The 24,954-nt window shown below is 38.3% G+C and carries 28 protein-coding genes and 1 pseudogene; 5 read left to right on the forward strand and 24 right to left on the reverse strand.

All coding sequences use genetic code 11. The annotated features are described in order from the left end of the window. The first annotated feature begins 22 nt into the window (after window positions 1-22). Window positions 23-172, forward strand: a complete 150-nt coding sequence (locus RE409_RS16720) for a hypothetical protein (protein WP_201223972.1) — start codon at window positions 23-25, stop codon at window positions 170-172. 112 nt (window positions 173-284) lie between these two features. Here the strand turns inward: RE409_RS16720 and RE409_RS16725 are convergent, their stop codons facing one another. From RE409_RS16725 to RE409_RS16775, 11 genes are all read right to left on the reverse strand, one after another. After that, complete coding sequence (locus RE409_RS16725) at window positions 285-566, reverse strand: YokU family protein (RefSeq protein ID WP_201223970.1); 282 nt, start codon at window positions 564-566, stop codon at window positions 285-287. 1 nt (window position 567) lies between these two features. Next, entirely contained in the window at window positions 568-1,971 is a 1,404-nt protein-coding gene (ablA, locus tag RE409_RS16730; RefSeq protein WP_201223967.1) for a lysine 2,3-aminomutase, read from the reverse strand. A 120-nt stretch (window positions 1,972-2,091) separates the two neighbouring features. Continuing rightward, the gene (locus RE409_RS16735) at window positions 2,092-3,474 is read right to left on the reverse strand and encodes a sigma-54 interaction domain-containing protein (protein WP_309557827.1); all 1,383 of its coding nucleotides are present in this window, start codon (window positions 3,472-3,474) and stop codon (window positions 2,092-2,094) included. Window positions 3,475-3,558: 84 nt separating this feature from the next. Then, window positions 3,559-4,407 carry a putative beta-lysine N-acetyltransferase gene (gene ablB / locus RE409_RS16740; RefSeq protein WP_309557828.1) on the reverse strand — a complete coding sequence of 283 codons (849 nt, stop codon included), beginning with the start codon at window positions 4,405-4,407 and terminating at the stop codon, window positions 3,559-3,561. 80 nt (window positions 4,408-4,487) lie between these two features. Continuing rightward, the gene (locus RE409_RS16745; protein WP_057216796.1) at window positions 4,488-5,753 is read right to left on the reverse strand and encodes a peptidase; all 1,266 of its coding nucleotides are present in this window, start codon (window positions 5,751-5,753) and stop codon (window positions 4,488-4,490) included. Between the two features lie 17 nt (window positions 5,754-5,770). Further along, a complete protein-coding gene (locus tag RE409_RS16750; protein ID WP_057216799.1) occupies window positions 5,771-6,436 on the reverse strand; it encodes a 3-oxoacid CoA-transferase subunit B in 666 nt (221 codons plus the stop codon). Then, window positions 6,403-7,116, reverse strand: a complete 714-nt coding sequence (locus RE409_RS16755; protein WP_201223959.1) for a CoA transferase subunit A — start codon at window positions 7,114-7,116, stop codon at window positions 6,403-6,405. The genes RE409_RS16750 and RE409_RS16755 overlap by 34 nt, the downstream gene beginning before the upstream one ends. A 17-nt stretch (window positions 7,117-7,133) precedes the next feature. After that, a complete protein-coding gene (locus RE409_RS16760; RefSeq protein WP_309557829.1) occupies window positions 7,134-8,486 on the reverse strand; it encodes an aspartate aminotransferase family protein in 1,353 nt (450 codons plus the stop codon). Between the two features lie 199 nt (window positions 8,487-8,685). After that, complete coding sequence (locus RE409_RS16765; protein WP_057216807.1) at window positions 8,686-9,015, reverse strand: hypothetical protein; 330 nt, start codon at window positions 9,013-9,015, stop codon at window positions 8,686-8,688. Between the two features lie 261 nt (window positions 9,016-9,276). Continuing rightward, window positions 9,277-10,251 (reverse strand): S66 family peptidase, encoded by a 975-nt coding sequence (locus RE409_RS16770; protein ID WP_201185426.1) that lies wholly within the window; start codon window positions 10,249-10,251, stop codon window positions 9,277-9,279. 329 nt (window positions 10,252-10,580) lie between these two features. After that, window positions 10,581-10,721 (reverse strand): YjcZ family sporulation protein, encoded by a 141-nt coding sequence (locus RE409_RS16775; RefSeq protein ID WP_082527402.1) that lies wholly within the window; start codon window positions 10,719-10,721, stop codon window positions 10,581-10,583. Between the two features lie 314 nt (window positions 10,722-11,035). On the opposite strand from RE409_RS16775, the gene RE409_RS16780 reads away from it, so the two are divergent. Next, window positions 11,036-12,136, forward strand: coding sequence for an SGNH/GDSL hydrolase family protein (locus RE409_RS16780; protein WP_201250753.1), 1,101 nt, complete (start codon window positions 11,036-11,038; stop codon window positions 12,134-12,136). 46 nt (window positions 12,137-12,182) lie between these two features. Here the strand turns inward: RE409_RS16780 and msrB are convergent, their stop codons facing one another. Next, window positions 12,183-12,611 carry a peptide-methionine (R)-S-oxide reductase MsrB gene (msrB, locus tag RE409_RS16785; protein WP_201185431.1) on the reverse strand — a complete coding sequence of 143 codons (429 nt, stop codon included), beginning with the start codon at window positions 12,609-12,611 and terminating at the stop codon, window positions 12,183-12,185. Then, a complete protein-coding gene (gene msrA / locus RE409_RS16790) occupies window positions 12,601-13,092 on the reverse strand; it encodes a peptide-methionine (S)-S-oxide reductase MsrA (RefSeq protein ID WP_397444185.1) in 492 nt (163 codons plus the stop codon). The genes msrB and msrA overlap by 11 nt, the downstream gene beginning before the upstream one ends. A gap of 242 nt (window positions 13,093-13,334) precedes the next feature. Here msrA and RE409_RS16795 point away from each other — a divergent pair, with 242 nt between their 5' ends. Continuing rightward, window positions 13,335-14,078, forward strand: coding sequence for a DUF4397 domain-containing protein (locus RE409_RS16795; protein WP_201185434.1), 744 nt, complete (start codon window positions 13,335-13,337; stop codon window positions 14,076-14,078). 55 nt (window positions 14,079-14,133) lie between these two features. Here RE409_RS16795 and RE409_RS16800 read toward each other — a convergent pair whose 3' ends face one another. The 11 genes from RE409_RS16800 to RE409_RS16850 form a co-directional block, all read right to left on the reverse strand. Further along, window positions 14,134-14,718: a YpmS family protein gene (locus tag RE409_RS16800; protein ID WP_053346618.1), complete on the reverse strand. Its 585-nt coding sequence runs from the start codon at window positions 14,716-14,718 to the stop codon at window positions 14,134-14,136. Then, window positions 14,715-15,557 carry an SGNH/GDSL hydrolase family protein gene (locus RE409_RS16805; protein WP_201185436.1) on the reverse strand — a complete coding sequence of 281 codons (843 nt, stop codon included), beginning with the start codon at window positions 15,555-15,557 and terminating at the stop codon, window positions 14,715-14,717. The genes RE409_RS16800 and RE409_RS16805 overlap by 4 nt, the downstream gene beginning before the upstream one ends. A gap of 298 nt (window positions 15,558-15,855) precedes the next feature. After that, entirely contained in the window at window positions 15,856-16,446 is a 591-nt protein-coding gene (locus tag RE409_RS16810) for an SCO family protein (RefSeq protein ID WP_116820621.1), read from the reverse strand. Between the two features lie 165 nt (window positions 16,447-16,611). Then, window positions 16,612-17,454, reverse strand: coding sequence for a DegV family protein (locus tag RE409_RS16815; protein WP_056520834.1), 843 nt, complete (start codon window positions 17,452-17,454; stop codon window positions 16,612-16,614). 225 nt (window positions 17,455-17,679) lie between these two features. After that, entirely contained in the window at window positions 17,680-18,075 is a 396-nt protein-coding gene (locus tag RE409_RS16820) for a DUF2535 family protein (protein ID WP_242485403.1), read from the reverse strand. Between the two features lie 4 nt (window positions 18,076-18,079). Next, window positions 18,080-18,832, reverse strand: a complete 753-nt coding sequence (tatC, locus tag RE409_RS16825; protein WP_201185438.1) for a twin-arginine translocase subunit TatC — start codon at window positions 18,830-18,832, stop codon at window positions 18,080-18,082. Window positions 18,833-18,917: 85 nt separating this feature from the next. Beyond that, the gene (locus RE409_RS16830; protein WP_053346624.1) at window positions 18,918-19,109 is read right to left on the reverse strand and encodes a twin-arginine translocase TatA/TatE family subunit; all 192 of its coding nucleotides are present in this window, start codon (window positions 19,107-19,109) and stop codon (window positions 18,918-18,920) included. Between the two features lie 193 nt (window positions 19,110-19,302). Further along, on the reverse strand, window positions 19,303-20,571 hold the full coding sequence (gene ilvA / locus RE409_RS16835; RefSeq protein WP_201185439.1) for a threonine ammonia-lyase IlvA: 1,269 nt from the start codon (window positions 20,569-20,571) through the stop codon (window positions 19,303-19,305). A 149-nt stretch (window positions 20,572-20,720) separates the two neighbouring features. Further along, the gene (locus tag RE409_RS16840) at window positions 20,721-21,206 is read right to left on the reverse strand and encodes a dihydrofolate reductase (protein ID WP_201185440.1); all 486 of its coding nucleotides are present in this window, start codon (window positions 21,204-21,206) and stop codon (window positions 20,721-20,723) included. Then, window positions 21,203-21,997: a thymidylate synthase gene (locus RE409_RS16845; RefSeq protein WP_201223946.1), complete on the reverse strand. Its 795-nt coding sequence runs from the start codon at window positions 21,995-21,997 to the stop codon at window positions 21,203-21,205. Before RE409_RS16845 ends, RE409_RS16840 begins: the two co-directional genes overlap by 4 nt. A gap of 57 nt (window positions 21,998-22,054) precedes the next feature. Further along, entirely contained in the window at window positions 22,055-22,765 is a 711-nt protein-coding gene (locus RE409_RS16850; RefSeq protein WP_309557831.1) for an anthrax toxin lethal factor-related metalloendopeptidase, read from the reverse strand. 225 nt (window positions 22,766-22,990) lie between these two features. Here RE409_RS16850 and RE409_RS16855 point away from each other — a divergent pair, with 225 nt between their 5' ends. Beyond that, window positions 22,991-23,233, forward strand: a complete 243-nt coding sequence (locus RE409_RS16855; RefSeq protein ID WP_053346628.1) for a hypothetical protein — start codon at window positions 22,991-22,993, stop codon at window positions 23,231-23,233. A gap of 304 nt (window positions 23,234-23,537) precedes the next feature. After that, a pseudogene (locus RE409_RS16860) lies at window positions 23,538-24,900 on the forward strand (IS1182 family transposase). Window positions 24,901-24,954 lie beyond the last annotated feature (54 nt).

Consider the following 24,954-nt stretch of genomic DNA (forward strand, 5'->3'; position numbering starts at 1 on the left):
TTTATAGGCGGGATGAATATGAATGAATTCATTTGGGGAATGTTCAGAGAAACAGGTAATCCAAATACCTATTTGCTATGAAAAGGAATTTGAATATGTGAGGAGATACTGCATGGATTTTTTTATTCCTATTGGTCAAAGTAAGGGTAGTGAAGATGAAAATTTAAAATGAGGCCGCTACTAATGCCTTCACCGTTCGAGATGTACACCCTATAGACCACACCGCCGGGCGCACAGAAAAACCTCACCCAAAAAAGTAGATGAGGCAACTTCTAATCATTTTGTTATTTCCCAAAATCAAAGTAATTCCGCTTCAATAATCTCTTCATCTTCAATAACTCATCATACTTGGTCTGTTTTGCAAGCTGTTTCGAATCAATTAAAAATAGCTGATCTTCAATTCCTTTTACAATTTCATCACTCTGAAAAAGAGCTTTACAATTCTCACAATGGGAAGAAGGAGTTTCAGTAATTTCAACGGCTCGCGTTCCATCTGGTAATTCCCAATAGACCGTACCAGTTACCGGTGTAAGTTTTCCTATCTCACACCATGGACAAGTTTCCATGCTATTCTTCCCCCTTTGGAGTGCTCTTTTTTTGCTGTGCCTGGAATTTCTTTTCTTTTAACTGATCTCGCTTTTCACGTTGATTTTTTAATGAAGCATGCTCCGGGTTGGTAACGTAATTTTCACGGCGATTCATTCGTTTCAGCCCTTCAGGCACTAAATTAAATTGCTTGTCATTCATCAAACCAGCTATTCCTATATCTGACCGTTTTTCTTCCATATCAGGATATATGCCTTTGAAATAATCATCTGCAAGTCCTGGTGTGTAATGCTCAGGTTCGGGATAAGTGGTAATTACTCCTTCAAAATTACGTAGCACTGTTTTTGTCGGTGATTGTGAAAGGATATAGTTCGGTTGTAATGTAATTTTCCCTCCACCCCCTGGTGCATCTACAACGAAAGTCGGGACAGCATATCCAGACGTATGACCGCGTAAGCCTTCAATAATTTCAATCCCCTTAGATATCGGGGCTCGGAAATGACCAATTCCTTCGGATAGGTCGCACTGATAAATGTAGTAAGGACGGACACGAATCTTAACGAGGTCGTGCATCAGCTTTTTCATGATCGCAACACTATCATTTATACCGGCTAGAATAACAGCCTGGTTGCCTACCGGTACACCTGCATCTGCTAGCATCTCACACGCTTTCTTTGATTCTTCGGTAATTTCTATAGATGTATTGAAGTGCGTATTTAACCAAATTGGATGATACTTTTTTAAAATTGCACACAAATTTTCTGTGATTCGTTGAGGGAATACAACTGGAGCTCTCGTACCTATCCTGATTATTTCAACGTGGGGGATTTCCCTTAAGTTTTTTAAAATATATTCCAGGATGGTGTCATTAATCAATAATCCGTCACCGCCGGAAATAAGAACATCTCGGACTGCTGGTGTATCACGAATATAGCCGATTGCAGCGTCTAATTGTTTTTTTGGTACTCCCATACCTATTTGTCCTGAAAAGCGTCTTCTCGTACAATAGCGGCAGTACATGGAGCACTGATTCGTGACCAAAAAAAGGACGCGATCAGGATATCTGTGAGTCAATCCCGGTACTGGTGAATCTTCATCTTCATGAAGCGGGTCCTCCATGTCATATTTGGTTTTATGCATTTCTTCTGAGATTGGGACAGATTGCATTCTGATTGGACACCTTGGGTCATCCTTATTCATCAACGAAGCATAATAGGGGGTAATATTTAATGGGATGGTTTTCGTAGAGATCCTGACACCTTCCTCTTCATCAGGAGTCAAGTCTATAACTTTTTTCAAATCCTCCACAGTTCGGATAGTATTCGTAAGCTGCCACAGCCAGTTGTTCCATTGTTCATCGGTTACATCTTTCCATAGCTCTATATCTTTCCAATTACGCTCGGGCTTATATAAGTCAAATAACATGGTAATACCTCCTGAGTCTTGATAGTAGTATTTAATGCAAGAAGGATGCCAAAATTAACCAAAAACTACATATGCCCATAAAAAAATCCGGATTACATGGTCCATCCGAATTTTAAACATTCAAGTATGTTTTTTCATTTTATATTGCAGGGTCTGCCGTGGAATCTTCAATAGCTTCGAGGCCTGAAAGACATTGCCTCCTGTTTGAAGAAGAGCCTCGGTGATCAATTTCGTCTCCATTTCCATCATTGCCTGACGCAGTGGAAGTATTTTTTCTTTTGAAGTGGGACGTTTTTTTAAAAACTGCGGCAAATCTTCAAGTGTTAATATATCTTTTTCTGTATGATTCATCATGAATTCAATCGTATGCTTAAGCTCTCTAACATTCCCTGGCCAATGATAATTCTGTAAGAAAACCTTTGTCTTCTCATCAATTCCCTCTATGGGAAGTCCTAATTTCTTGTTATAGAATAAAATAAAATGATTAGTAAGGAATAATATATCTTCAGGGCGCTCTCTTAGCGGAGGCAGCTCATAGCTTAATACATGTAATCGGTAAAATAAATCTGCTCGTAACTTGTTTTCCGTAACGGCTTTTTTCGGATCTATATTCATCGCTGCCATAATTCTTACATCCACTTGGACATTCTTTGCGGCACCTATCCTCCTAATAAACCCATCTTCAAGCACCCGCAGCAACTTTGCCTGCAGGTCAATCGGCATCGATTGTAATTCATCCAAAAACAAGGTGCCACCATTGGCCAATTCAAATAAGCCCTGGCGATCCACTGCACCTGTGTAACTGCCTTTAGCGGTACCGAATAAAAGAGATTCTAATAAATTTTCTGGTAAGGCCGCACAATTTTGTGCGATGAACGGTTCTTTTCGGCGGTTAGAATCCTTATGGATACTTTGAACAAAAAGTTCTTTTCCTACACCGCTTTCTCCATAAACTAATACAGAGGAAGAGGAACGGGCAGCCTTTTTCCCTAGTGAAATTATGTTTCTGAATTCAGTATCACTGGTTAAAATATCGTTAAACGTATATAAATTACCATTCACTTCCGCTTTTTTTTCAGGACCTTTCATTGTCTTGAGCGAGCTTTCCAGGTCAGCTAACCGTTCAGATAACTGCTTCAAACTCGAATAATCCTTCGCTATTTCTATGGCACCAACTATAAACCCATCTACATAAATGGGGAGCGTTGTATTTAACGTTTCAATGATCCTACCATGTGCATTTACATACGATTGACTGTAATTATAAATGGGCTTTTCAGACTTAATAACTCTCAGTAATGTAGAAGATTTGTGATTTAACGAAGGGAAGGCTTCAAGTAATGGTTTCCCGAGTACTTCCCCTACTTTCATTCCATCATGATTGGCTGCCACTCCATTATAAAAGATGGTTTGTCCCTTTGGATCAATCACATGAATGCCCTCATCAATGGTTTCAAGTATCGCTTCTAATACTTCACTTGTATTAAAAAATTCACTAGGCAAGGTCCACCTCCTCTAATACGTCCTTACTTAATATATATGAGGAAATGCCAAAAACTTGTCATAAACCTGCCTGAAAATGAGCACTCATGTATAATTTTTCACCCACAGATTCATGTCCTCAAGTTTATCGAAGATGTAACAGTTATTGGCTAATCGCCCGCGGTATGCGTAATCATGCTGGTGCAGGGCCGCATTCATACCGAATGACAGTGATCGGGCAATGGAATAGATACAATAAATTTCATGTGAGACAAGGTGGTCTTCAAGTTTAGCAATCAAATGCTTCATTAAGCCGTACTGCCGGTGTTCGGGCAGTGTCGCACAATCAGTGATTTCAGCGTTATGGTAGAAGGCATCGATTTCTGCTGAGGCAGCACTAACGATTTTATCATTATGGGCGTAAATATAAAAAACTGTTCCGCTTTTCATGCACTTTTTCACATATTCCGGATCATTCATCGGAGTGGGGTATATTTCAAACACCTTTCCATACAATTGTGCCAGCTGAATAGCATCGGATTCATCTGCTTTACGACATTGGTAGTCTGCTGGCGGAGCATCTAAAGCGGCTTTTAACGGGAGAGTCTGTACACCGGCAAGGATTTGATCCTCCTTTTCCCAGTTTTCACTGTTTCTACGTTCATTCTTGTTATATTTAACAAGGAAGAAGCAATCGCTTCCTAAAAAGTACTTATCTATACTTCCTTCATATAAAAAGCCTTGAACTAGTAATTCTTGAACGTTTTCCTTTCGTGTCTTAAAAATGATTTTCTCTGCTGATATGTTCTCAGCCACCTTCAAAGATTCTTCTACGCAATCTTGAAAGTGACCGAGATAATCTTCCACCCGGACCCGCTTATTAAACCGGTCGATTGTAATATGTAATGTACAACGCGGTTTTTGAATTCTTTTTTCAATAATTCCTGTCTCCATCTAACTTGCTCCTTTCCTATCAATCTAATTATTGTAACAAAAGGCCTGACCCTATGAGAATCAGACCCGAGAGAAACTTATTATTGCTCTTCCACTCCACACCATTCGATTATAGTTAAAGCGATGATTTTTGCCACGTCCATCATTTTATCCACTTCTATATATTCATTAGAATCATGAGCCAACTTCGTTTCCCCCGGTCCGAAAACAACTACAGGAGTCGATCCCACTGATGAAAGATACCCTCCATCCGTCGCCCAGGGGGAGGCTTCAACAAGCGGCTGTTCACCCATCACCTTTTCATAGTACGCACCTAGTGTTTTCATCAATGGATGCTCAAGTTCGAGACTGCCAGGCAACCATCTAGCCCCAAACCATTCTAATTCAATTGGCTTCTCTTTGAACCATGCATCAGTCTGGTTTAAAGCCTCAATACACTGCATCAGAGAGCGTTGTGCCGCTTCCATTGTTTCCGTGGGGGCAATCCCAAACCGGCCTTCTAGTACGGCTGTATCCGGAACAGAAGAAGGCCAATTCCCACTTTGAATACTCCCAATATTAATCGGAATTGGAATTGTTACATTTTTATAGAGAGAATGACGAAGTGACTCGTTTCGTTCTTGTTCAAGCTTCTTGATTTCTAGCATTACACTAATTGCTTTATCTATTGCACTTACCCCTTCATATCTTGTACCTCCATGTGCCGACTTACCTTTGACTATAAGCCGAAACCACATCGATCCTTGTTGAAGTGGAAATAGTTTCATATTAGTTGGCTCAGGAATGATTGCCCCATCAGCCCGGTATCCTCGCAAGACTGCCGCAAGTGTACCTGCACCTCCGCTTTCTTCTTCAATCACACTTTGGAAAATAACATCCCCCTTCAATTGTATACCAGATTCAATAATTGCCTCGAGTGCTAATAATAAAGAAACATTGCCACCTTTCATATCAGTCGTTCCACGCCCAAACACTTTTCCGTCTTTTGCCATGCCGCTATATGGGTCATCGTGCCACGCAGTATGATCTCCCTCGGGAACCACATCAATATGACCATTTAAAATAAGAGATTTACCGTTGCCGATTCCTCTTTTAATCGCAACAAGGTTGGGGTTTCCTTTAAAATCTTTACGATCACAATAAAAATGGGGATGATTTCTTAATTTTTCATCCCCAATCTCCCATAAATCTATTTCGAGACCAAGCTGTCTGCACTTTTCAACTACAATAGCTTGCGCACTCCCCTCTTGGCCTCGCTTGCTCGGTTCCTGTACCAGTTTTTGTAAAAGCCTAATTCCATTCGTTCGATGTTCATTCAACCAAGTGCTGATTTTCTCTTCATACATATCACCATTCTCCTCTCTCATTCTTTTAAAATATGGATATTTTTAGAGACTGTAAACGAGGCTTCGGTTTGATTCCTGATTTCCTCGATACTAGAATTTTCAAATAAATCAGTTAATAAGAGACCTTCGGGCGTCACAGAAAATACGCCAAGCTCCGTGATAATCATATGTACGCATTCTTTAGCCGTTAATGGTAACGTACATTCTTTTACTAATTTAGACATGCCTATTTTATCAGTATGCTCCATTAATACGATGACCTTTTTGGCCTTTGCCGCAAGTTCCATCGCCCCACCCATCCCTGGTACTCTTTTTCCTGGCACATTCCAATTAGCCAAGTCGCCTAATTCGCTTACTTGTAGTGCTCCAAGAATCGTGATATCCACCCTGCCCCGGCGTATCATTCCAAATGCGATCGTACTGTCACAGTATGAAGCTCCTTCTCTAATGGTAATGGGAAGACCTCCAGCATTACAGAGATGCGGATCTTCCTTCCCCTTTTTTGGAGAACTTCCGATTCCAACAAGCCCATTTTCAGCATGAAACATAACTCGATGATCATTCAAAAGATGATTCGGCACAAGGGATGGTATGCCAATTCCCAAATTGACCAGCATGCCATTGCTTATTTCTGCTGCGGCTCGTTTCGCTAATCGATTTCTGACTTTGGTTCCCAAACCCATTTCCAATCGACTCCTTTTGATGGAATGATATAATCCACAAATGCACCCGGAACAATAATGTCTTCCGGATTCAAAGCGCCAAGTGGGACGATTTGCACTGCCTCGACTATGGTGATTTGTCCGGCAGTTGCTACGAGCGGATTCGTATTCCGAGCACTTTTATCAAATATTAGATTTCCATAAGGATCTGCCTTTTCTGCATAAACAATTGCGATATCTGCAGTCAACGCAGGTTCCACTAGATAATTTTTCTCACCCAGCCTTATGGTTTGTTTTCCGTCACGGACTATATCGACGTCCAGGCCAATGTCGGTCAATATCCCACCAAGACCCATCCCACCTGCCCGGATGCGTTCGACAAGCGTCCCTTGCGGTGAGAACTCTACTTCCAGCTCACCATTGTTCATAAATAGGCCCGCATTTGGGTTAGAACCAATATGAGAAACGATGATTTTTTTCGCACGCCGCTGTGTGACCAGTTTCCCGACCCCTATTTCTGGAAAACCAGTGTCATTTCCGATTAAGGTTAAATTTTTAATACCTGATTCCAAAATTAAATTGATCAATCCCGGCGGGGTACCGATGCCACCGAACCCTCCAAAAAGAATAGACTGATTATCTTTAAAGAGATGTAGAACATCCTCAAAACGGCAAATTTTCTGAAATGAATTTTCTAACATACTAACTCACTTCCTTGTTAGGATGACAGATGACCCGGTAGGATCTGCTCATTAAATTGTCGGAGTGTTATATCGAGCCTCATTAACAATTCTGCACACTCATCCTCCGAAATCGTTAAAGGAGGAGATATGATAATTGCAGCCCCGGTTACACCATCTAGACCCGCTGCTGCAGGGTACAATAGGATTCCATTTTTCATTCCCAATTTAATGATTTCATTAGTCACGTCGACAACCTTTGGAAGCGGAGACTTTGTCGATTTATCCTGGACAAATTCCATACCAATCAATAAACCCCTTCCACGGATGTCTCCGATAAAGGAATACTTCTCTCCTAACCTCTTCAGTCCTCTAATTAAGTTTTTCCCTCTGTCGGCTGATTTTTCAACGAGATTGTTTTTTTCTACATATTCTAACACCGCTAACGATACCGCACATGATAATGGATTGGCGCTAAGTGTATGCCCTCCGATAATCGACTGAGAGCCACTCATGATTGGCTCCATCACTTTTCTCGTCATTACAGCGGCAGCTATAGGAGTATACCCCCCACTCATTCCCTTTCCGAATGTTACGATATCAGGTTCTACATCCCAATATTCGGAAGAAAGCATCTTACCGGTCCGACCGAATCCAGTCATAACTTCATCGGCAATGAATAAAATGTCATGTTCTTCACAAATTTTCTTGAGTTTTTTAAAATAACCATCCGGTGGAACAATAGCTCCCCCGGCTGCGCCAATGACAGGCTCAGCAATAAAAGCGGCAATATTGTCACCACCAATGCGTCTAATTGTTGCTTCCAATTCCTTAGCACAGGCCATTCCGCACGTATGGGGATCAAGTTGAAGTGGGCAGCGGTAGCAATATGGAGGAGAAACGGAAGGATATGATTCAAGCATAGCGGTAAACCGTTCACGGCGAATAGGGTGGCCCGACATCGAAAGAGCCCCCATCGTGATGCCGTGGTAGCTCATCCATCTGGATATAATTTTATGTTTCTTAGGTTTCCCTTTTTCCTGCCAGTGCTGAATGGCAATTTTCAAGGCAGTTTCGGTCGCTTCGGATCCGCTATTTACAAAAAAGCTATAATTCAGTTCCCCTTTTGTTAGTTCAGCAATTTTTTTGGCGAGTTTCTCCGCTGGTTCACTCGTAAACTGTGAACGATACACAAATGAAACCTGATTAGCCTGTTTTTTCATCGCATCAATAATTTCCTGAACACCATGACCGATGTTAGCAGTAACAGCACCGGATGAAGCATCCAGGTAGTTCTTTCCTTCTTTATCGTATAAAAATACTCCCTCACCATGACTGATAGTCGGGTAGGCTCCTCCTAGGACCGGCTTGATCAATGAAGACTGCTCCATATGCCCACACTCTCCTTCTCTGGAAACAAACTAGCATTATAGTAAAGTGTATGTCCTGATTCAGGGAATCTTGCTAAGGAAATTGACCTAAGCTTGTAAACATCAAAAAATTCTTTTAGATTTTTGAGATGGGTCATTATAAGGAGTGACTTAATAGGGTACAAAAAAAAAGTGTATCCACAAGAGATACACTTTTTTCTTACAATGCGCTATTTAGCTTTTCTTGACGAATTGACTCTAAAAAATTTTCATCCTTTAAAACAGCCAGCACATTTTTATAAAAAGCAGTTTTATCAATAACTGAGGTATGTACATATTCATACTCTTTTAAAGATGGATGACGCAAAACATGTTTCATGCATGAATGACAAACTTTTTTAGTACCTAACTTATAGTAGTTCAAGTTACTTGCATCCCCATTTGAAGTGTCTTCGTTACAAACGAAACAAGTATGGCTTACACGGCCTTTTTTATTATATTCGGCCAAAGCCCCTTCTAAACGGATGGATGCGGGAATTGTTAATAACACATAATCACCTTTTCTATTTTAAATCTCTTAGTATTATATCAGAAAAACATAGAATTTGAACAATTAGCCTCATATTCCCTAATAATGCTTGTAAAATAATAAGATATTAAGCGCTGACAAGAGGTATTACTCCTAAAATCAACCAGAAAACATAGCTTCAGGCAAGTAGAAATATATTCATAATATAGGGAATTACCAGACCACATCCAAAATAACTTAAAACACCGTCCACTTTTGAACGGCGTCTTATCTCTAGTTTTTTTATGAAAGGACATTAACAGTTACTTTTCCGTTTTTCACATTCATCACTGCTTTTGCACCTACCGGGACCGTTACAAATGGATGAACATGTCCAAAGTTAGCATTCGCGATGACAGGTATACCATTTATTTCTTTCTTTGTTGAAATAATTTCCTGCAACGCATAATCAGTCATCCCGGATTCCTTTTGGAAACGGCCTATGACAATTCCTTTTATTCCGCTTGCATCTGGCAATTGAAGCAATGACTGTAAATCTCGGTCAAAACTGAATGGATGGCTTTCTTCATCATCTTCTATAAACAGGATACTATCCTTTAAAGAAGGCATATACTCTGTACCCTGTAAAAGATTGATTGTACAAAGGTTGCCTCCAATGATTGTCCCTGTCGCTTCCCCTTCCTGAATGACCATATATCCTGAATTTGTATGGAAAGTGCGATCATCCTGTTCTAAATGCCATGAATCATCACTCCACGTTTCACTTGGTTCAAGATAAAAGTCATCAACCTGGAGAACTGCTTTTTTAAAGTATTCCATTGTATATTCCAGCCCAGCCTTCATGCCGAACGTCGAGAAATGAGGACCAGGGTATGTAGTTAAGCCTGTTTTTTTATAAATTGCCAATAAGATAGCCGTTATATCACTATATCCCATCAACACTTTTGGATTTTCTTTAATCAAATCGTAGTCAATATATCGTAGTAATTGGTTGGCATTATAACCGCCAATAGCCGTAAAGATTCCCTTTACATTTGGGTCCCGAAACGCATCATGTAAATCCTCAATTCGATCTTCAATTGAATTCGAGAAAAAGTCGTCATGGACCAAAGCCGTATTACCATATGTCACTTTAAATCCAAGCTCCATTAATCTTTCTTCTGCCAGCCTGCGTTGTTCCCCTTTGACAATCGCCAGACTTCTCGAAGGTGCAATAATCCGGATTTCATCGCCAGCTTTTAAACGAGAAGGTTTCATATCTTTTTTTCCCCCTAAAATAATTATATCTTTCGTTATTTTAGCAGATATGCTGAATAAAGAAAAACTAGGACACTTAAGAACATGCATTCGTATTATTTCATAGTTTATTCCAAAGAAAAATAACTAGGATTCCTGGTTATTTTCTTTCACCAGCTAAAAACCGGTTCTTCGATATTTTTCAGTTGGTTTTTTTCGATAATTTTACGGGCAATCCAGCCCCCCAGACACTGGTCTGAGAAAGTAAGTATTTAAATAGGATTTATTCCTTTAAATTACTAACATAAAGAAAAGACCAGCATTTACTGGTCTTTTAGTTTTTTCTTTTGTTAGCAACAGAATGAAGCACCGATGATAATCAGCAGAATGAACAATACAACGATTAACGCGAAACCTGAACCAAAACCGCAACCGCCACCGCAGCCACCACCATAACCATATCCTCCGCCATATCCACCATATCCGTACATTAAGTTTCACTCCTTCTTGATTTCTGATTTCTCTTTACACCTTACCATATGTCATTAAGCCCGCCTTGGTCTGTGCATTAGCCTATTTTTCTAGATTTAAGAAAAAACTTTCCAATTATTGCTTTCATCTTTATAAATCATATTAGGTGAACAGCCAAGGGCAACCGCGAAAAATGTCAAAAAATCGCCTAGTACTTATTGTGTAAGTTTCAAATTGGGATATAATAAGGAAAAAACCATTCTTAGCCTCTTTAAGTCTTTAAGCTATCTCTTACCTATTTAGATAAATAAAATGTTAATTCGGGGGAACTACATTGAAAAAGAACGCAAAACCCTTCATCCCTTTCGCTGCAATTGCCACGATTCTTCTTATCAGCTATATCCTTCAAAAAGTTCCTAAAACCTATGGATCAGATGATTCATTAAATGTTTATCAAAAATTTCAATCCGGCCAGCCGATTCAATACCTTGTTGTTGGTGACAGTATTGGAAGAGGCTCTGGAGCCGAAAATCCTAATTTAACATGGTTCAAACAGCTAGAAAACAAGATGAATGACGTCAACGATATTCCTTTTCACGGGGATTATGTGGTCCAAAGCGGCTCCACTGCTTTTGAAGGCCTCTTTAAGCTCTCCCAAAGAAAGAAACATGACCATAAAGATTTAATTTTTATCGTATTCGGCGAGAATGACCGCAAATACATGAAGGTAGACGATTTCATCATGACGTATGAGGCGTTAATCAGGAAGGCGAAGCGTCTCCATCCTAATGCAGAAATGTTTACAATAACGGAAAGCAGCTTGAAATATGAGGAATTTGCATCAGCTATCGAACTATTATCTAAACATTATGGGGCTACTAATGTAGATATGCGGCCAATTTTTCAGACTTCAGGCTATACTGAAAAACAGCTGACTAAAGACTTAATACATCCAAATGGACTAGGCTATCAATTTTATGCTAATGCAATTTATGAACAATTTCTTGATAATTTAAAACAGGAGAAGCCAATAGCAAGCCTTCCCTCCAAGCTTCACGCCGGTTCTGAATTAGATTTATCAGAAGTTGACAACTATGAAAAGATGATCGGTTTCCGTCCAAGAGGAGACTACTTTACAAGTAATGCAAAAGGGAGCCTGATTGAATACAATTTCAAAGGGAGTATTCTTGGTGTGAAACTACTTAGAAGCCCTGATGGCGGGGAAGTGGCTGTAATTATCGATGGAAATAATATCACATCTTTAAATACATGGTGGCCCTTTGCACGAGAAAGATATTTGTTTATCACCAATGGACTTTCTCCCGGTTCACACACGGTCCGTTTTGAAGTAACCGGAAGAACAATGGCAAGCGATCCGACCGCATTACCATATGTACGTATATCATCGATCATCACCGATGATATAAACCACTAGTAAAGCAGATAAAAAAACCCTATCATCCAGTGATAGGGTTTTCTAATTAATCAAACAACTTCTTATATTCCCCGTATCCTTCTTTTTCAAGATCTTGGACCGGAATGAACTTTAACGAGGCAGAATTGATGCAATAACGTAATCCAGATGGTCCGGGTCCATCATTGAAAACATGACCAAGATGAGAATCGGCAGTTTTTGAGCGCACTTCAATCCTTCTCATACCGTAGCTAGTATCTAGATTTTCTACCACTTCTTCTTCCACTAGCGGTTTAGTGAAGCTTGGCCATCCACAGCTAGAATCAAACTTTTCCTTTGAAGTAAATAGAGGGTTGCCGGAAACGACGTCTACATATAGTCCCGCTTCCTTCAAGTTCCAATATTCATTATGAAAAGCTGGTTCTGTCCCATTATTTTGAGTGACTTCATATTGAATTGGTGAAAGTTTCTGCTTTAATTCTTCTTTACTGTTCATCTTTTCCCCCCCAATGATGTTGTAAAAATGATTTACGTCCTGACCCAATCGAATACCTTTCGTAATGCTCAGGTTGCTTTCTATAATAATGCTGGTGATACGTCTCAGCCTGATAAAACGTTTGGGCAGGAATAATCGGAGTAACAATTGATTTGGAAAATTTGCCGCTCTCCTGCAGTTTTACTTTGGAAGCTTCAGCAATTTCGCGTTGATTTTCGTCATGATAAAAAATCGCCGTTTGATAGGAACTGCCACGGTCATAAAATTGTCCTCCTGGATCAGTTGGGTCAATTTGCTGCCAAAACAATTCGATTAATTTTTCATAAGGATATACACTCGGATCAAAAGTAATCTGAACAGCCTCATAATGTCCCGTGGTTTCAGAACAAACCTCTTTGTAAGTAGGATTTTCCTTTGTACCCCCTGTATAGCCTGAGATAACTGATTCGATACCAGGCTGCTCATCGAATGGCTTTACCATACACCAGAAACAGCCGCCTGCGAATGTTGCTTTCTCTAATTGCTTAGTCAAATGAAATATCCTCCTTTTATGCAAACGTTCCATTGAATGCATTTTAACGCTTTTATCTTGCCCTGTAAAATATTTTGCTGTTCAAAATGATTAATATATGCTGACTCACCACTTCAAGTTAGGTTTGACACATGCCCAAGCATACTTCCATATGATGGGTTCATAATGAATAAAATGAGAGGTGAAGGAATTTGAGCGATAAACAATCATTTTTACAAAAAGCCGTAGCTTATGATTTACTATCCTCTTACTATAAATACAGCAATCCACATCTGCATGATTATTATTATCATAAGCACTTAAAAAGTCTCGAAAAAGCAACACAACCCATGAGATATGAACAAAGAAATACAGTAGCACCCTCATATGTAAGAATTCTACACGCTGCCCCAAAGTCTCCAGCTATCGATGTATATGTAAATGAAATGCGCATTCTCAAGAACTTTGTATATAAAGGTAACAGTGGTTATTTATCATTACCCCCTGGAATGTATCAAATCGATATATACCCTACTGGGCAAACCACTTCAACCATATTGAGCCGGAAGGTCGGGCTCGAAAGTGGAAAATCATTTACAGTCGCTGCCGCTGGGGCAAATGAATCGTTGAAAATGTTAACTTTAGAAGATAATCCATTTGTTCCTCAAAATGAAGCCAAGGTACGATTTATCCATCTATCATATGATACACCTTCAGTCGATATTGCCGTAAAAGATGGAGATGTCGTGTTTGCAAACCTTCCGTTTCGTAAAGTAAGCGAATATTTAAATCTATACCCTATGAAAGTTGATTTTGAAGTGAGAACCGCTGGTACAAAAGATGTTGCACTCTCATTACCCAACACAGATTTTCAAGCAGATACCTCCTCAACTATTTATATAATCGGATTGAATCAAGATCAACCTGCATTAGAAACACTTACATTAACTCCATAAATGGGTAAAAAACCAGGATACCTTGATCCTGGTTTTTTACCCATTTATTCTTTATTCACTGCAGCGAAGACGGGATGGTCAATAAAAATGAAATATCATCATTTTTCAAATCAAATTCTTTTGCCTTTACCCTAATGTCGCTTTTAAGTTCCATATCCTGCAGTGATACATAAATACTTTCGTCGTTGGGGCGAATACTGACCCACTCCGGCATATTATACCGATCGTTAATTAAACTCATGACATATGAAACCGGAAGATTCATCTGTCCAACAGCAACAGACTTTTGCTTTAAGATCAAATCACCATTCTTTTGAGCAATTGGTTCAAACGTTAATTTCATTTCAACTTCACGATTAAAAAATGGCATTGTTCCATACAGCTCGACTTCATCCGTTAAAAAAACTTCATAATGAATAGATCCTGTCAATCCTTCTTTATCAAGATACTGGTTGATTAATCGAGTCAGGTCTTCCCGATTCGTATGAATCTGAAATTGTATATCCTCTTCGTAACTTACTTTTGGTATCAGCTCTTTATCTTTAGCCGGAAGATTAACTAAAATCAGGACGAACAGGATGACCAGGATGTTTAGGGCTAATAAAGAAATAAACAAAGCCTTCCATTTGACTTTTGTCATTCTTGGTCATCATCTCCTTTGGCACTAGCTTCTAACGTGTCCTTTCCAATAGTGGTAATTTCCATGTTATTATAGATTCTTGTTGCAATTAGCTCATACCCGCGATCATTCGGATGAAAATAATCCTCAGCATACAGCAAGTCTTCTTCAGAGTTTTTAAAAATATCATCTATCTCGATAAAATATGCTGAATCATATTCCTTGATAATCTCTTTCCCGCTTTCATTCCAATCATTCATGATCATATCAAGTTCATAAAAATCGGCAAACCATTTTGAAAATGGATTATATACACCCACAAGGTAAATCTGGGCGTGATCATTTTCAGAGCGCACCTTATCAAGTATCTGTCTTAATCTTTTTTCATATCCTATTTTTGCTGAATCAAACTGATTCAGTTCCAAGTTGGAAAAATTCTGTTTAAATACCTTCATGATATCATTTCCACCGATTGTGACAACTATGGAGTCGGCTTGTTCAATGTCGTCTTGAATTTCTGCCTTATCCAATCTTTTTAAAAGTTGATCGGTCCGATTTCCCCGAATGCCATGATTAATCATCTCTACAGAAATAATGGATGGTTCTTTTTCCAGCTTATTTTGTAAATAAGGCAGATAGCCGCCATTATCTTTGCTATCCCCGACACCTTGGGTCAAGGAATCACCGATGGAAACAATTTGAACAGGATCCGGAAAAAAGCTGGCTGGAATGGTTTCCTTTTCACTCAGTTCAATGACGCTCTTTTGCTGAACTGATGACTGATTTGAAACAGTTTCACTTTGACTGCAACCTGAAATCCAAACTAGGCATATGAAAAGACAGGTGATTTTGTACCACATGATCCTCACCTTCCTACCCATATATTATATCATGTAGAAAACGAAAGATTGCAAACAATATACCCTCTTTCTATTCTACTCTTTGCTAAAGCAATAGTTACTATATACTATGAAAAAAAGCAGGGATTAAAAGCTAGTCCTATAAATTTTAGCATGTACTTAGCATGTAAAATCATTCTTCACTTCTGCTGTTTCGTTCATAAACGATTTACAACTATTTGACTATAGGATAATGGACTTTTCCCTTTATTTTCATTTTAAAACTATAAAAACAGAAAGAACAGGTAATTTAACCTGTTCAATAATTCTGTAAAATTTTAATATGTTTGATGATTTCATCAAATGGAATATCCTGCAAACCTGTGTATTCTTGAATAATCTTCCCATCCTGATCCACTAGAAAAAAGCTAGTCTGATGGATAACCTGGTCCTCATTTTCAGGTTTCTTAACAAGTGTTTTAAAGTTCTCCAATGCAAACTGCTCGATTTCTTCTTGACCATAGCCAGTTAGGAAGTGCCAGTTTCCGTAGTCTACATTAAATTGATCTCCAAACTTTTTTAATACATCGGGTTTGTCAATCTCTGGATCCACTGAAAAGGAAACAAACTCTACATCTGAGATGCCTTCGTCCTTCAACATTTGTTGAAGTTTAGACATATTTGAAGTCATTGGCAAACATACATCCTCACAACTTGTAAAGATAAAGTCCGTGACCCAAACCTTTCCTTTAAGGTCACTTTTTGAAAAGGGTTCCCCTTCCTGATCTATGTAACTGAAATTTTCAAGGTCCCAGTTTTTCGCATCAGGTACTCCGCTTGAACCGCATGCTGTTAACAGCAATAATACCGTTGTGCCTATAGCTGCCTTAAGCAAATGCAGCATTCTCATCCCTACCCCGTCCTTTATGTATAAAATATTCTGTTACTTCATTTATTCTACCAGACCAAGTGGTGTGAGAAAAGTAACTCTTTCTACAATCTAAAGACAATTTATTGAACAATGAAATAGCTCAAATCATACACATAACTTCGGTAACTGCTTTTCTATAAGAAATCAGTCCCAATAATACATAATAGCCATGGCGCCTTCACCTGTATGGGTACTGACTACAGCAGTAGTTGCCTCTATCTTTATATCGTGAAAACCTGATAATTCTGATATGGATTTACGAACTTTATCCGCAATTTCAAAACCGTTTGCATGAACAAACCCAATGCTTTTAATTGTTTTTCCGTGTGTATCTTCCTTGAATTTCTTGACAATATATTTCACAACCTGTGACTGGCTTCTAGCTTTGGACACAGGATTCAGTACACCATCGTCAAGAAGAGCAATCGGCTTGATGTGCAATAGGGAACCGATAAACGCAGAAACTTTACCAATTCTTCCACCCTTCACAAGGTTATCAAGAGTTTCAATGACAATGATTAAACTTGACTGCTTTTTAATGTTTTCTAGGCGTTCAATTATCTCTTCAGAAGATTTCCCTTCTTTCGCCATTTTTGCTGCCTCAATAACCTGAAATGACATGGCCTTTGAAATGAATTTAGAGTCTAAAACGGTAACTTTTGCATCAGACATACTAGCCGCGCTCTCCGCTGAGCGGACTGTGCCACTCATACCACCAGTCATATGAATAGAAATAATCTCACTACCGTCTTTCCCAAGTTCATCATATACCTCCACAAAGGTTCCTACTGCTGGTTGAGAGCTTTTTGGAAGTTCTTTAGACAGATTCATTCTTATCAAGAATTCTTCCTGTTCTATTTCAACCTTATCCAAAAAAGTCTCTCCATCAATATAGATTGATAGAGGAACCATTGTTATATCATAATATTCTAGTTCTTCTGGTGTCATATCTACTGTTGAGTCTGTTACTATCTTTACTTTATTCATAATTACACATCCCTAAATTAACATATCTATTGTATTATACCTACTCAAAGAACGCATTCAAACTAAACTATTCATTTTCTATGTTAAAGAATACATTTAATTCTAAATGATTACACAAAAAAAAGACCATCCCATAAGCCAACTAACCACACGCCGCTTATTCGATATTACATGGAATTAGAGGCATCTCTTTTATAGGAGAAGTTAGCTATGGAACAGTCCACATTAAGCATTATTAAGTAAATTCTCATGAAAAATCTTGTGATAAACAGGCCGTTTAAGTACTGATGCTAAATAATGCTTAAATGAGTAATTTTCTTTATGATCTTTATTATCAAAAACTCGTTTTACAAACACTTCCAAACGCACGGTCAACATAAAAAAATTCGGATCACTAGGCAATAAAACAGGAATTTCTGAAATTGTGACCTTATGTCCAAAACAATCTTTGAATTCCAAGCATTTGAACATCAAATTATCAATCCTCATTTTTAACCGATTGCTTATATTATACACAATAAACCCAAAAGTATAAATATTCATATGTATAAAAAACTGACAAGCCCCAGCATTTTTTAAATTAAAAATGACCCACAAGGGCATAATGCCTTCATGGGTCATTTTTTTATAAATCTTCCTCGTTATTAAAGGTTTCTTCAAGTAAACTTTCTCGCTTCACCTTACGTTTATACACTATTTTAGATAGTGAAATACTGATTTCATATAATAACAATAGAGGAACCATAACCAAAAAGTCTGACATAAAATCAGGTGGCGTAATACAAACCGCTATAACCACAAGTACAAAATAAGCATACTTCCTTAATTTTTGAAGCACGTATGGGTTAATTACACCAATTGAGGTCAAAAACATGGTAACTACAGGGAGCTCAAATAAAACAGCAAAAGGAAGTGTCATATTCAAGACGAATGAAAAATACTTATCCGCTGTAAAGTTGGTTATGAACATATCATCGCCCAATTCAATCAAAAATTGAAGAACGGTTGGGAAGATGACAAAATAACCAAAAGCAAGTCCTCCGATAAAAAGTATGAAGAGAGCAGGTATATAGGCAAGCGTGGCTCTTACTTCATTTGGCATCAAAGCCGGTTTAACAAATAACCAGATTTGCAGAGCAATTATCGGAATCGTTGTGGCAATGGCTACAACTCCTGAAAGCATAAAGTAAATCCAGATAATATCACTCGGTCCTAATACCATTAAGTCGAAATCAAGATCCTTCACAAACCAATTATAGATATCTTTAACATAAATAAAACTGACGATAAAAAAGATGAAAAAAGCAACAGCCGTAATGATAAGCCGTTTTCTCAATTCATCGAGATGATCGATGATATTTAATTCTTTATCTTCCAAAGTTGATCACGCCTTCATCTGAAAATCCGTATCTTTGTTTCAGCATAAAGGCGCAAGACGGTACCATCTTACGCCCAGCATTTAATTATTCATGATTTTTTTGTTGTGTTTTCTTTTCTTCTTCATAATCACCTTTTGTTAATTCACTCGTAGATTTTTTAAATTCACGCAGTGTTTGTCCAAAAGCACGACCTATCTCGGGAAGTTTCTTCGGACCGAAAATAATTAATGCTAATATTAAGATGAGAATTAGACCAGGTACTCCAATGTTCGACATTGATACATCCCCTTTGGTGTTGTAATTCGACCTACTCTGATTATAATACCATTTCCAACCAATTGAAAGTAAACTGGCATTTCTTCATAAAATGGTAACAATTATCGACAGATTATTTATAACAAATGTGCAGGTAGAATAAAATGTAAAAACATATTTATTATTCTATCCTACTTTACCATTTTGTCTATAATTAAATTAATAAGTGAAATAAATTACTGTCTTTATTGACTTCAACAAAGGAGAATCCTTTTTTATTCATTCTTTGAATCAGTCCATTATAATCATTTTTGTCTTTTAACTCCACACCAACAAGGGCCGGCCCGCTTTCTTTATTGTTTTTCTTCGTATATTCAAAACGGCTAATATCATCATTCGGTCCTAACACCTCATCAAGGAATTCCCTTAGTGCTCCTGCCCGTTGTGGGAAATTTACGATAAAGTAATAAAGCAGACCTTCAAATAATAAAGACTTTTCCTTAATTTCCTGCATACGGCCAATATCGTTGTTACCCCCACTGACAAGACAAACAACTGTTTTTCCTTTGATTTGTTCTTTATATAAATCCAGTGCAGCTACTGATAACGCCCCAGCCGGTTCAGCCACAATCGCATGCTGATTATATAAATCCAGTATCGTGGTACAGATTTTCCCTTCAGGAACGACAACGATATCTTCCAAGTTTTCCTTACAAATCTGATATGTCATCTCTCCTACATGCTTAACAGCCGCACCATCAACAAAGGTATCTATGTTTTCAAGTTCAGTCGCTTTTCCTTCTTTGAACGAATATTCCATTGAAGCAGCACCAAGTGGCTCTACTCCAATACATTTCGTTTTCGGCGAGACCGATTTGAAATAACTTGAAACACCGGCCATTAGTCCCCCACCACCGATTGCTGCGAATATATAGTCAATTTCATCTTCACAATCATTTAGGATTTCAACAGCTGTTGTACCTTGCCCGGCGATTACCTTTTCATCATTGAAAGGATGGATAAAGGAACGGTCTTCTTTTTCACAGCATTCCATCGCCATGGCAAATGCATCATCAAATGTATCACCAATTAAGACTATTTCAACATTTTCCCTGCCAAATAACTGAACTTGATCGACTTTTTGCCTTGGTGTTGTAGCAGGCATGTAAATTTTCCCATGAATTCCTAATTGACTACAGGAAAAGGCCACTCCTTGTGCATGATTTCCTGCACTGGCGCATACGACTCCGTTCTTCGTCTCTTCCTGGGTCAAGCTTTTCATTTTATAGTAAGCTCCTCTTAATTTAAAGGAACGTACATGTTGAAGGTCCTCTCGTTTTAAATAAACATTACATTCATATTTTTCAGAGAGCCTCTGATTTTTTTGTAAAGGAGTATGTAAAACAATCTCTTTCAGTTCTCTATAGGCAATTAGAATATCTTCCAATTGAATCCCCCTATTCATAGATACAGTCTGGTTCATAACAATCCCTCATTTCCTTCCTAATCAATTCAATTATTATAGCACTTTACTGTTATTAATGTAATTGATTTTTCTAAAAATTCTATCTTTTGTTTGTTTTAAACCAAAAAATCCGATTATGGCTAATGTTCCATAATCGGATTTCACTCTTATTTTTTTTGCAGGATAATATATTCATGCGGATAGAGATTTTTTTCATCCATGATACCCGGGAGAGATGAGATCTTTTCCCATTCTTCATCATTAATTTCCGGAAAATAAGTGTCACCTTCAAAGTTCTCATGAATTTCCGTAATATATAAGCGGTCTGTAAAAGGAAGAATTTCTTTGAAGATTTCCGCTCCACCAATCACGAAGACTTCCTTGTCACTTTTATCCGCAAACGTCTTAATTTCTGAAATATCATGTAATACAGTGCAGCCCTCTGCTGTAAATTCAAGATTTCGGGTAACGATGACATTTTCCCTACCAGGCAGCACCCTCCCGATTGATTCAAATGTTTTACGGCCCATCACAATTGGATGACCTAACGTCACTTTTTTAAAATACTGGAGATCTGCTGGTAAATACCACGGTAGTTGATTGTTTTTCCCTATCACTCGATTTTGACCCATGGCCACTATCAACGATATCATATGCTAACCTCACCTTTTATATGGGGATGGGCTTCGTAGTTTTCCAGAACAAAGTCCTCGAAATTAAAATCAAAGATATTTTTCACTTCCGGATTTATTTTCATGATTGGCAGTGGTTTGGGATCTCTTGTCAACTGCAGTTCCACTTGGTCAAGGTGATTCGAATAGATATGAACGTCCCCAAATGTATGTACAAATTCACCAACTTCTAAATCACATACTTGGGCAATCATCATCGTTAATAGCGCATATGAAGCTATATTAAACGGAACACCTAAAAATACATCGGCAGAACGCTGATAAAGCTGACACGAAAGCTTGCCATCAGCCACATAGAATTGAAAGAAAGCATGGCAAGGCGGCAATGCCATTTCGTCCAGTTCTCCCACATTCCAAGCACTTACTATCAATCTTCTTGAATTTGGATTGGTTTTAATTTGTTCAATCACTTCACTGATTTGGTCGATTTGTCTTCCATCCGCTGCTCCCCAAGAACGCCATTGATGACCATAAATCGGGCCTAATTCTCCCTTTTCATCAGCCCATTCATTCCAAATGCGCACGCTATTTTCCTGAAGGTAGCTGACATTTGTGTCACCCTTTAAAAACCATAATAATTCATGAATAATCGCTTTTAAACTAACTTTTTTCGTTGTAAGGACAGGGAACCCATCCTTTAAATTGAATCTCATTTGATATCCAAAGGTACTTATCGTTCCTGTTCCCGTACGATCACCTTTTTGAGTGCCATTTTCAAGTACATGCTTACATAAATCTAAATATTGCTTCATGGTAAACCACCTTTTCTACATTCATCCTTCTTATTTTAACGTATTTCAGCTCAATGTTTAATCTAATTGTTTAATAAAATTATAAGTCTCAGGTGCTTTTTGTCTAAGTAGTTGATTTTGTTCAAAGTTTACATAAAACATGGCAAATGTTTCTGCAAAGTATTCTTCAGGATAATTTAAAAAATAAGACTGTCCTGGAAACAGTACATCTACTTCCTTTCCCCAAATTCTCAAATAATCTATGTCCTCACGGATGCCATCATAAACAATATTATCAATGGAATGCGCAAGCTCATGTAGCTCCAAATTTACAGAACCATGTCCTTTTCCCTTATCGCTTGCACCGATTTTAACTAATACGGTATATGAACCACCCATGCCTGGAACGGAATCCCATGTTGTATCTTTATTCAAATAACCACGTGGAGCTTTCCCTTTTAAATAGGCCGCTGATTGATTTTCTGTCAAATTTCCGTTGAATAGCTTCATTCTCACTCCATGGTCTACAGTTTTCAACAGTAGGGAATGAGGAAGTGCATCAATAGTTTCTACAATCCTTAAGGCTTCCTGTTCATCGAAATCCTCTTCAGGAAATAAAAATAAACTTTGCAGTTCTTTATTATCCTGCAATATTTCCGCCTGCCTTAAAGGATTATCTTTCGTCAAATTCCGCCATTTCACTCCTTCCGCTTTAGCTAAGGATAGGGAAAGCATTGAAAGGAAACAAGCAAATAATACAAGTATTGCTATCCAATTTTTATATTTCACCTTCAACCCTTCCTTTCCTTAAATCCAATGTATATTGCGAAAATATATGTATATTAAACTATAAAAAAATCCCTATACTATTATATTAGTATAGCATATTAAGACAATATATTAACTTTATGTTTTTCTGGTAAATTTGGCTGAAGATTTCTCCCACTAAGCACCAATTCTCCGGATTTTTCATATATCAACAGTATCTAATCGTAAAAGGTTTAAGGTGATTACATGAAATCGATTAATAAAAAGGTCATCCTGCATGAGCACCGTGAACTTGCCGAAGAAGTTCTTGATATCTACAGTTTAAAAGTGTTTATCATTCTCGACCTTTTGCTGTTCTCTATTTTCTTCGGTATATTGCTACATCCTTTACTCACTTCACTCTGGCTTAACTTTTTTTTACCTTTTCTTTTTTTCACAACATTTACTGTCATTCTTCAACTATTTGATATTTTCCAAAGAAAAAGCTGACATCATTTTGATGTCAGCTCAGACTGTAGACAAACTCGATGAAAATCGAGTTTGTCTACAGTTTTTTTGAGGGGTTGTAAAAATTCGAACGTTGATTGGAACGTAGGGCACTCGCTTTCCGCGGGCGGTCAGGGAGCCTCCTCGGCGCCTTTGCGCCTGTGGGGTCTCCCTTGGACACGCTTTTCCCGCAGGAGTCTCGCACCTTCCGTTCCAATCAACTTTGTTTTAACAATTAGAAATAAACACTTTTTCCTACAGTCTTTTTTGTTTTAATATAGGAGTATTAAAACTTGAGGTGATGACGATGCTTTCGAAACATAATTCTATTCAGCGAGATCAACTTGAAATGATTACTTTGGATCAACTGGTGCCAGCGAACCATTTGGTTCGTAAAATTGAGGGGGCCATTGACTTCACTTTCATTTATGACTTGGTGAAAGAGATGTATTCAGAGATAGGCCGCCCAAGTATTGATCCAGTTATTTTATTAAATTGACATTCATTCAATATACCTTCGGTATTCGTTCGATGCGTAAAACGATTGAAGAAGTTGAAACGAATATGGCTTACCGTTGGTTTTTAGGTTACGGTTCCATGATAAAATACCTCACTTCTCAACGTTCGGGAAAAATTATGAGCGTCGCTTTAAAGATACAGACCTGTTTGAACAGATTTTTTATCGTATCTTAATGACAGCCTCAGAAAGAAAGTTAATTAGTGCAGAGCACGTATTCGTTGATTCAACACATGTGAAAGCCAGTGCGAATAAGCGTAAGCGGAAATTCGAAAAGAAAATCGTTCGTAAGGAAACACGAGCATATCAAGGACGCCTTCAAGAAGAAATAAATCAAGATCGTGAAAACAATGGAAAGAAGCCTTTTCCACCGGATAAATTTGATAAAGAAGAAACCAAAGAAATTAAAGAAAGTACAACTGACCCTGAGAGTGGCTACTATGTAAAAGATGAACGAACAAAACAGTTTGCCTATTCATTTCATGCGGCTGCGGACCGCAACGGTTTTGTGCTGGGGACGATTGTAACACCGGGAAATACGCATGATAGTCATATCTTAGAGCCTCTTGTTGAACAAGTGATTGAGAAAGTTGGAAAACCTGAAGCTGTTGCCGCAGATGCAGCTTACAAAACACCAGCCATTACAAGCTACCTTTTTGGGAAAGAAATCACACCAGCTTTACCCTATACACGTCCACGAACAAAAGAAGGGTTCTTTCGCAAGCATGACTATGTTTACGATGAACATTTTGATTGTTATCTCTGCCCATCGGGCGAGATTTTAAAGTACTCAACAACAAATAAAGAGGGCTATCGCGAGTACAAATCACCCAAACACACTTGTGCGACATGCTCATTTTTATCACAGTGTACAGTAAGCAAAGACCATCAAAAAGTGGTGACACGCCATATCTGGCAAAATTATATGGAAGAAGCAGATCATCTGCGTCACCACAAGGATGTAAAACCTATATATGCGAAACGCAAAGAAACAATAGAGCGTGTATTCGCAGATGCAAAAGAAAAGCATGGTATGCGTTGGACTACTTTAAGGGGACTTAAAAAATTGTCGATGCAGGCGATGCTTACATTCGCTGCCATGAATTTAAAGAAGATTGCCAATTGGACATGGCAAGGTCCAAGAATGGCTTAATAAAGTGGGCTCGTAGAGGCCCAATCTCTTAATCTTGATCAAAATTCAAAGGGA

The organism is Peribacillus sp. R9-11 (assembly GCF_031345095.1).
GTDB classification, from domain to species: Bacteria; Bacillota; Bacilli; order Bacillales; family DSM-1321; genus Peribacillus; species Peribacillus butanolivorans.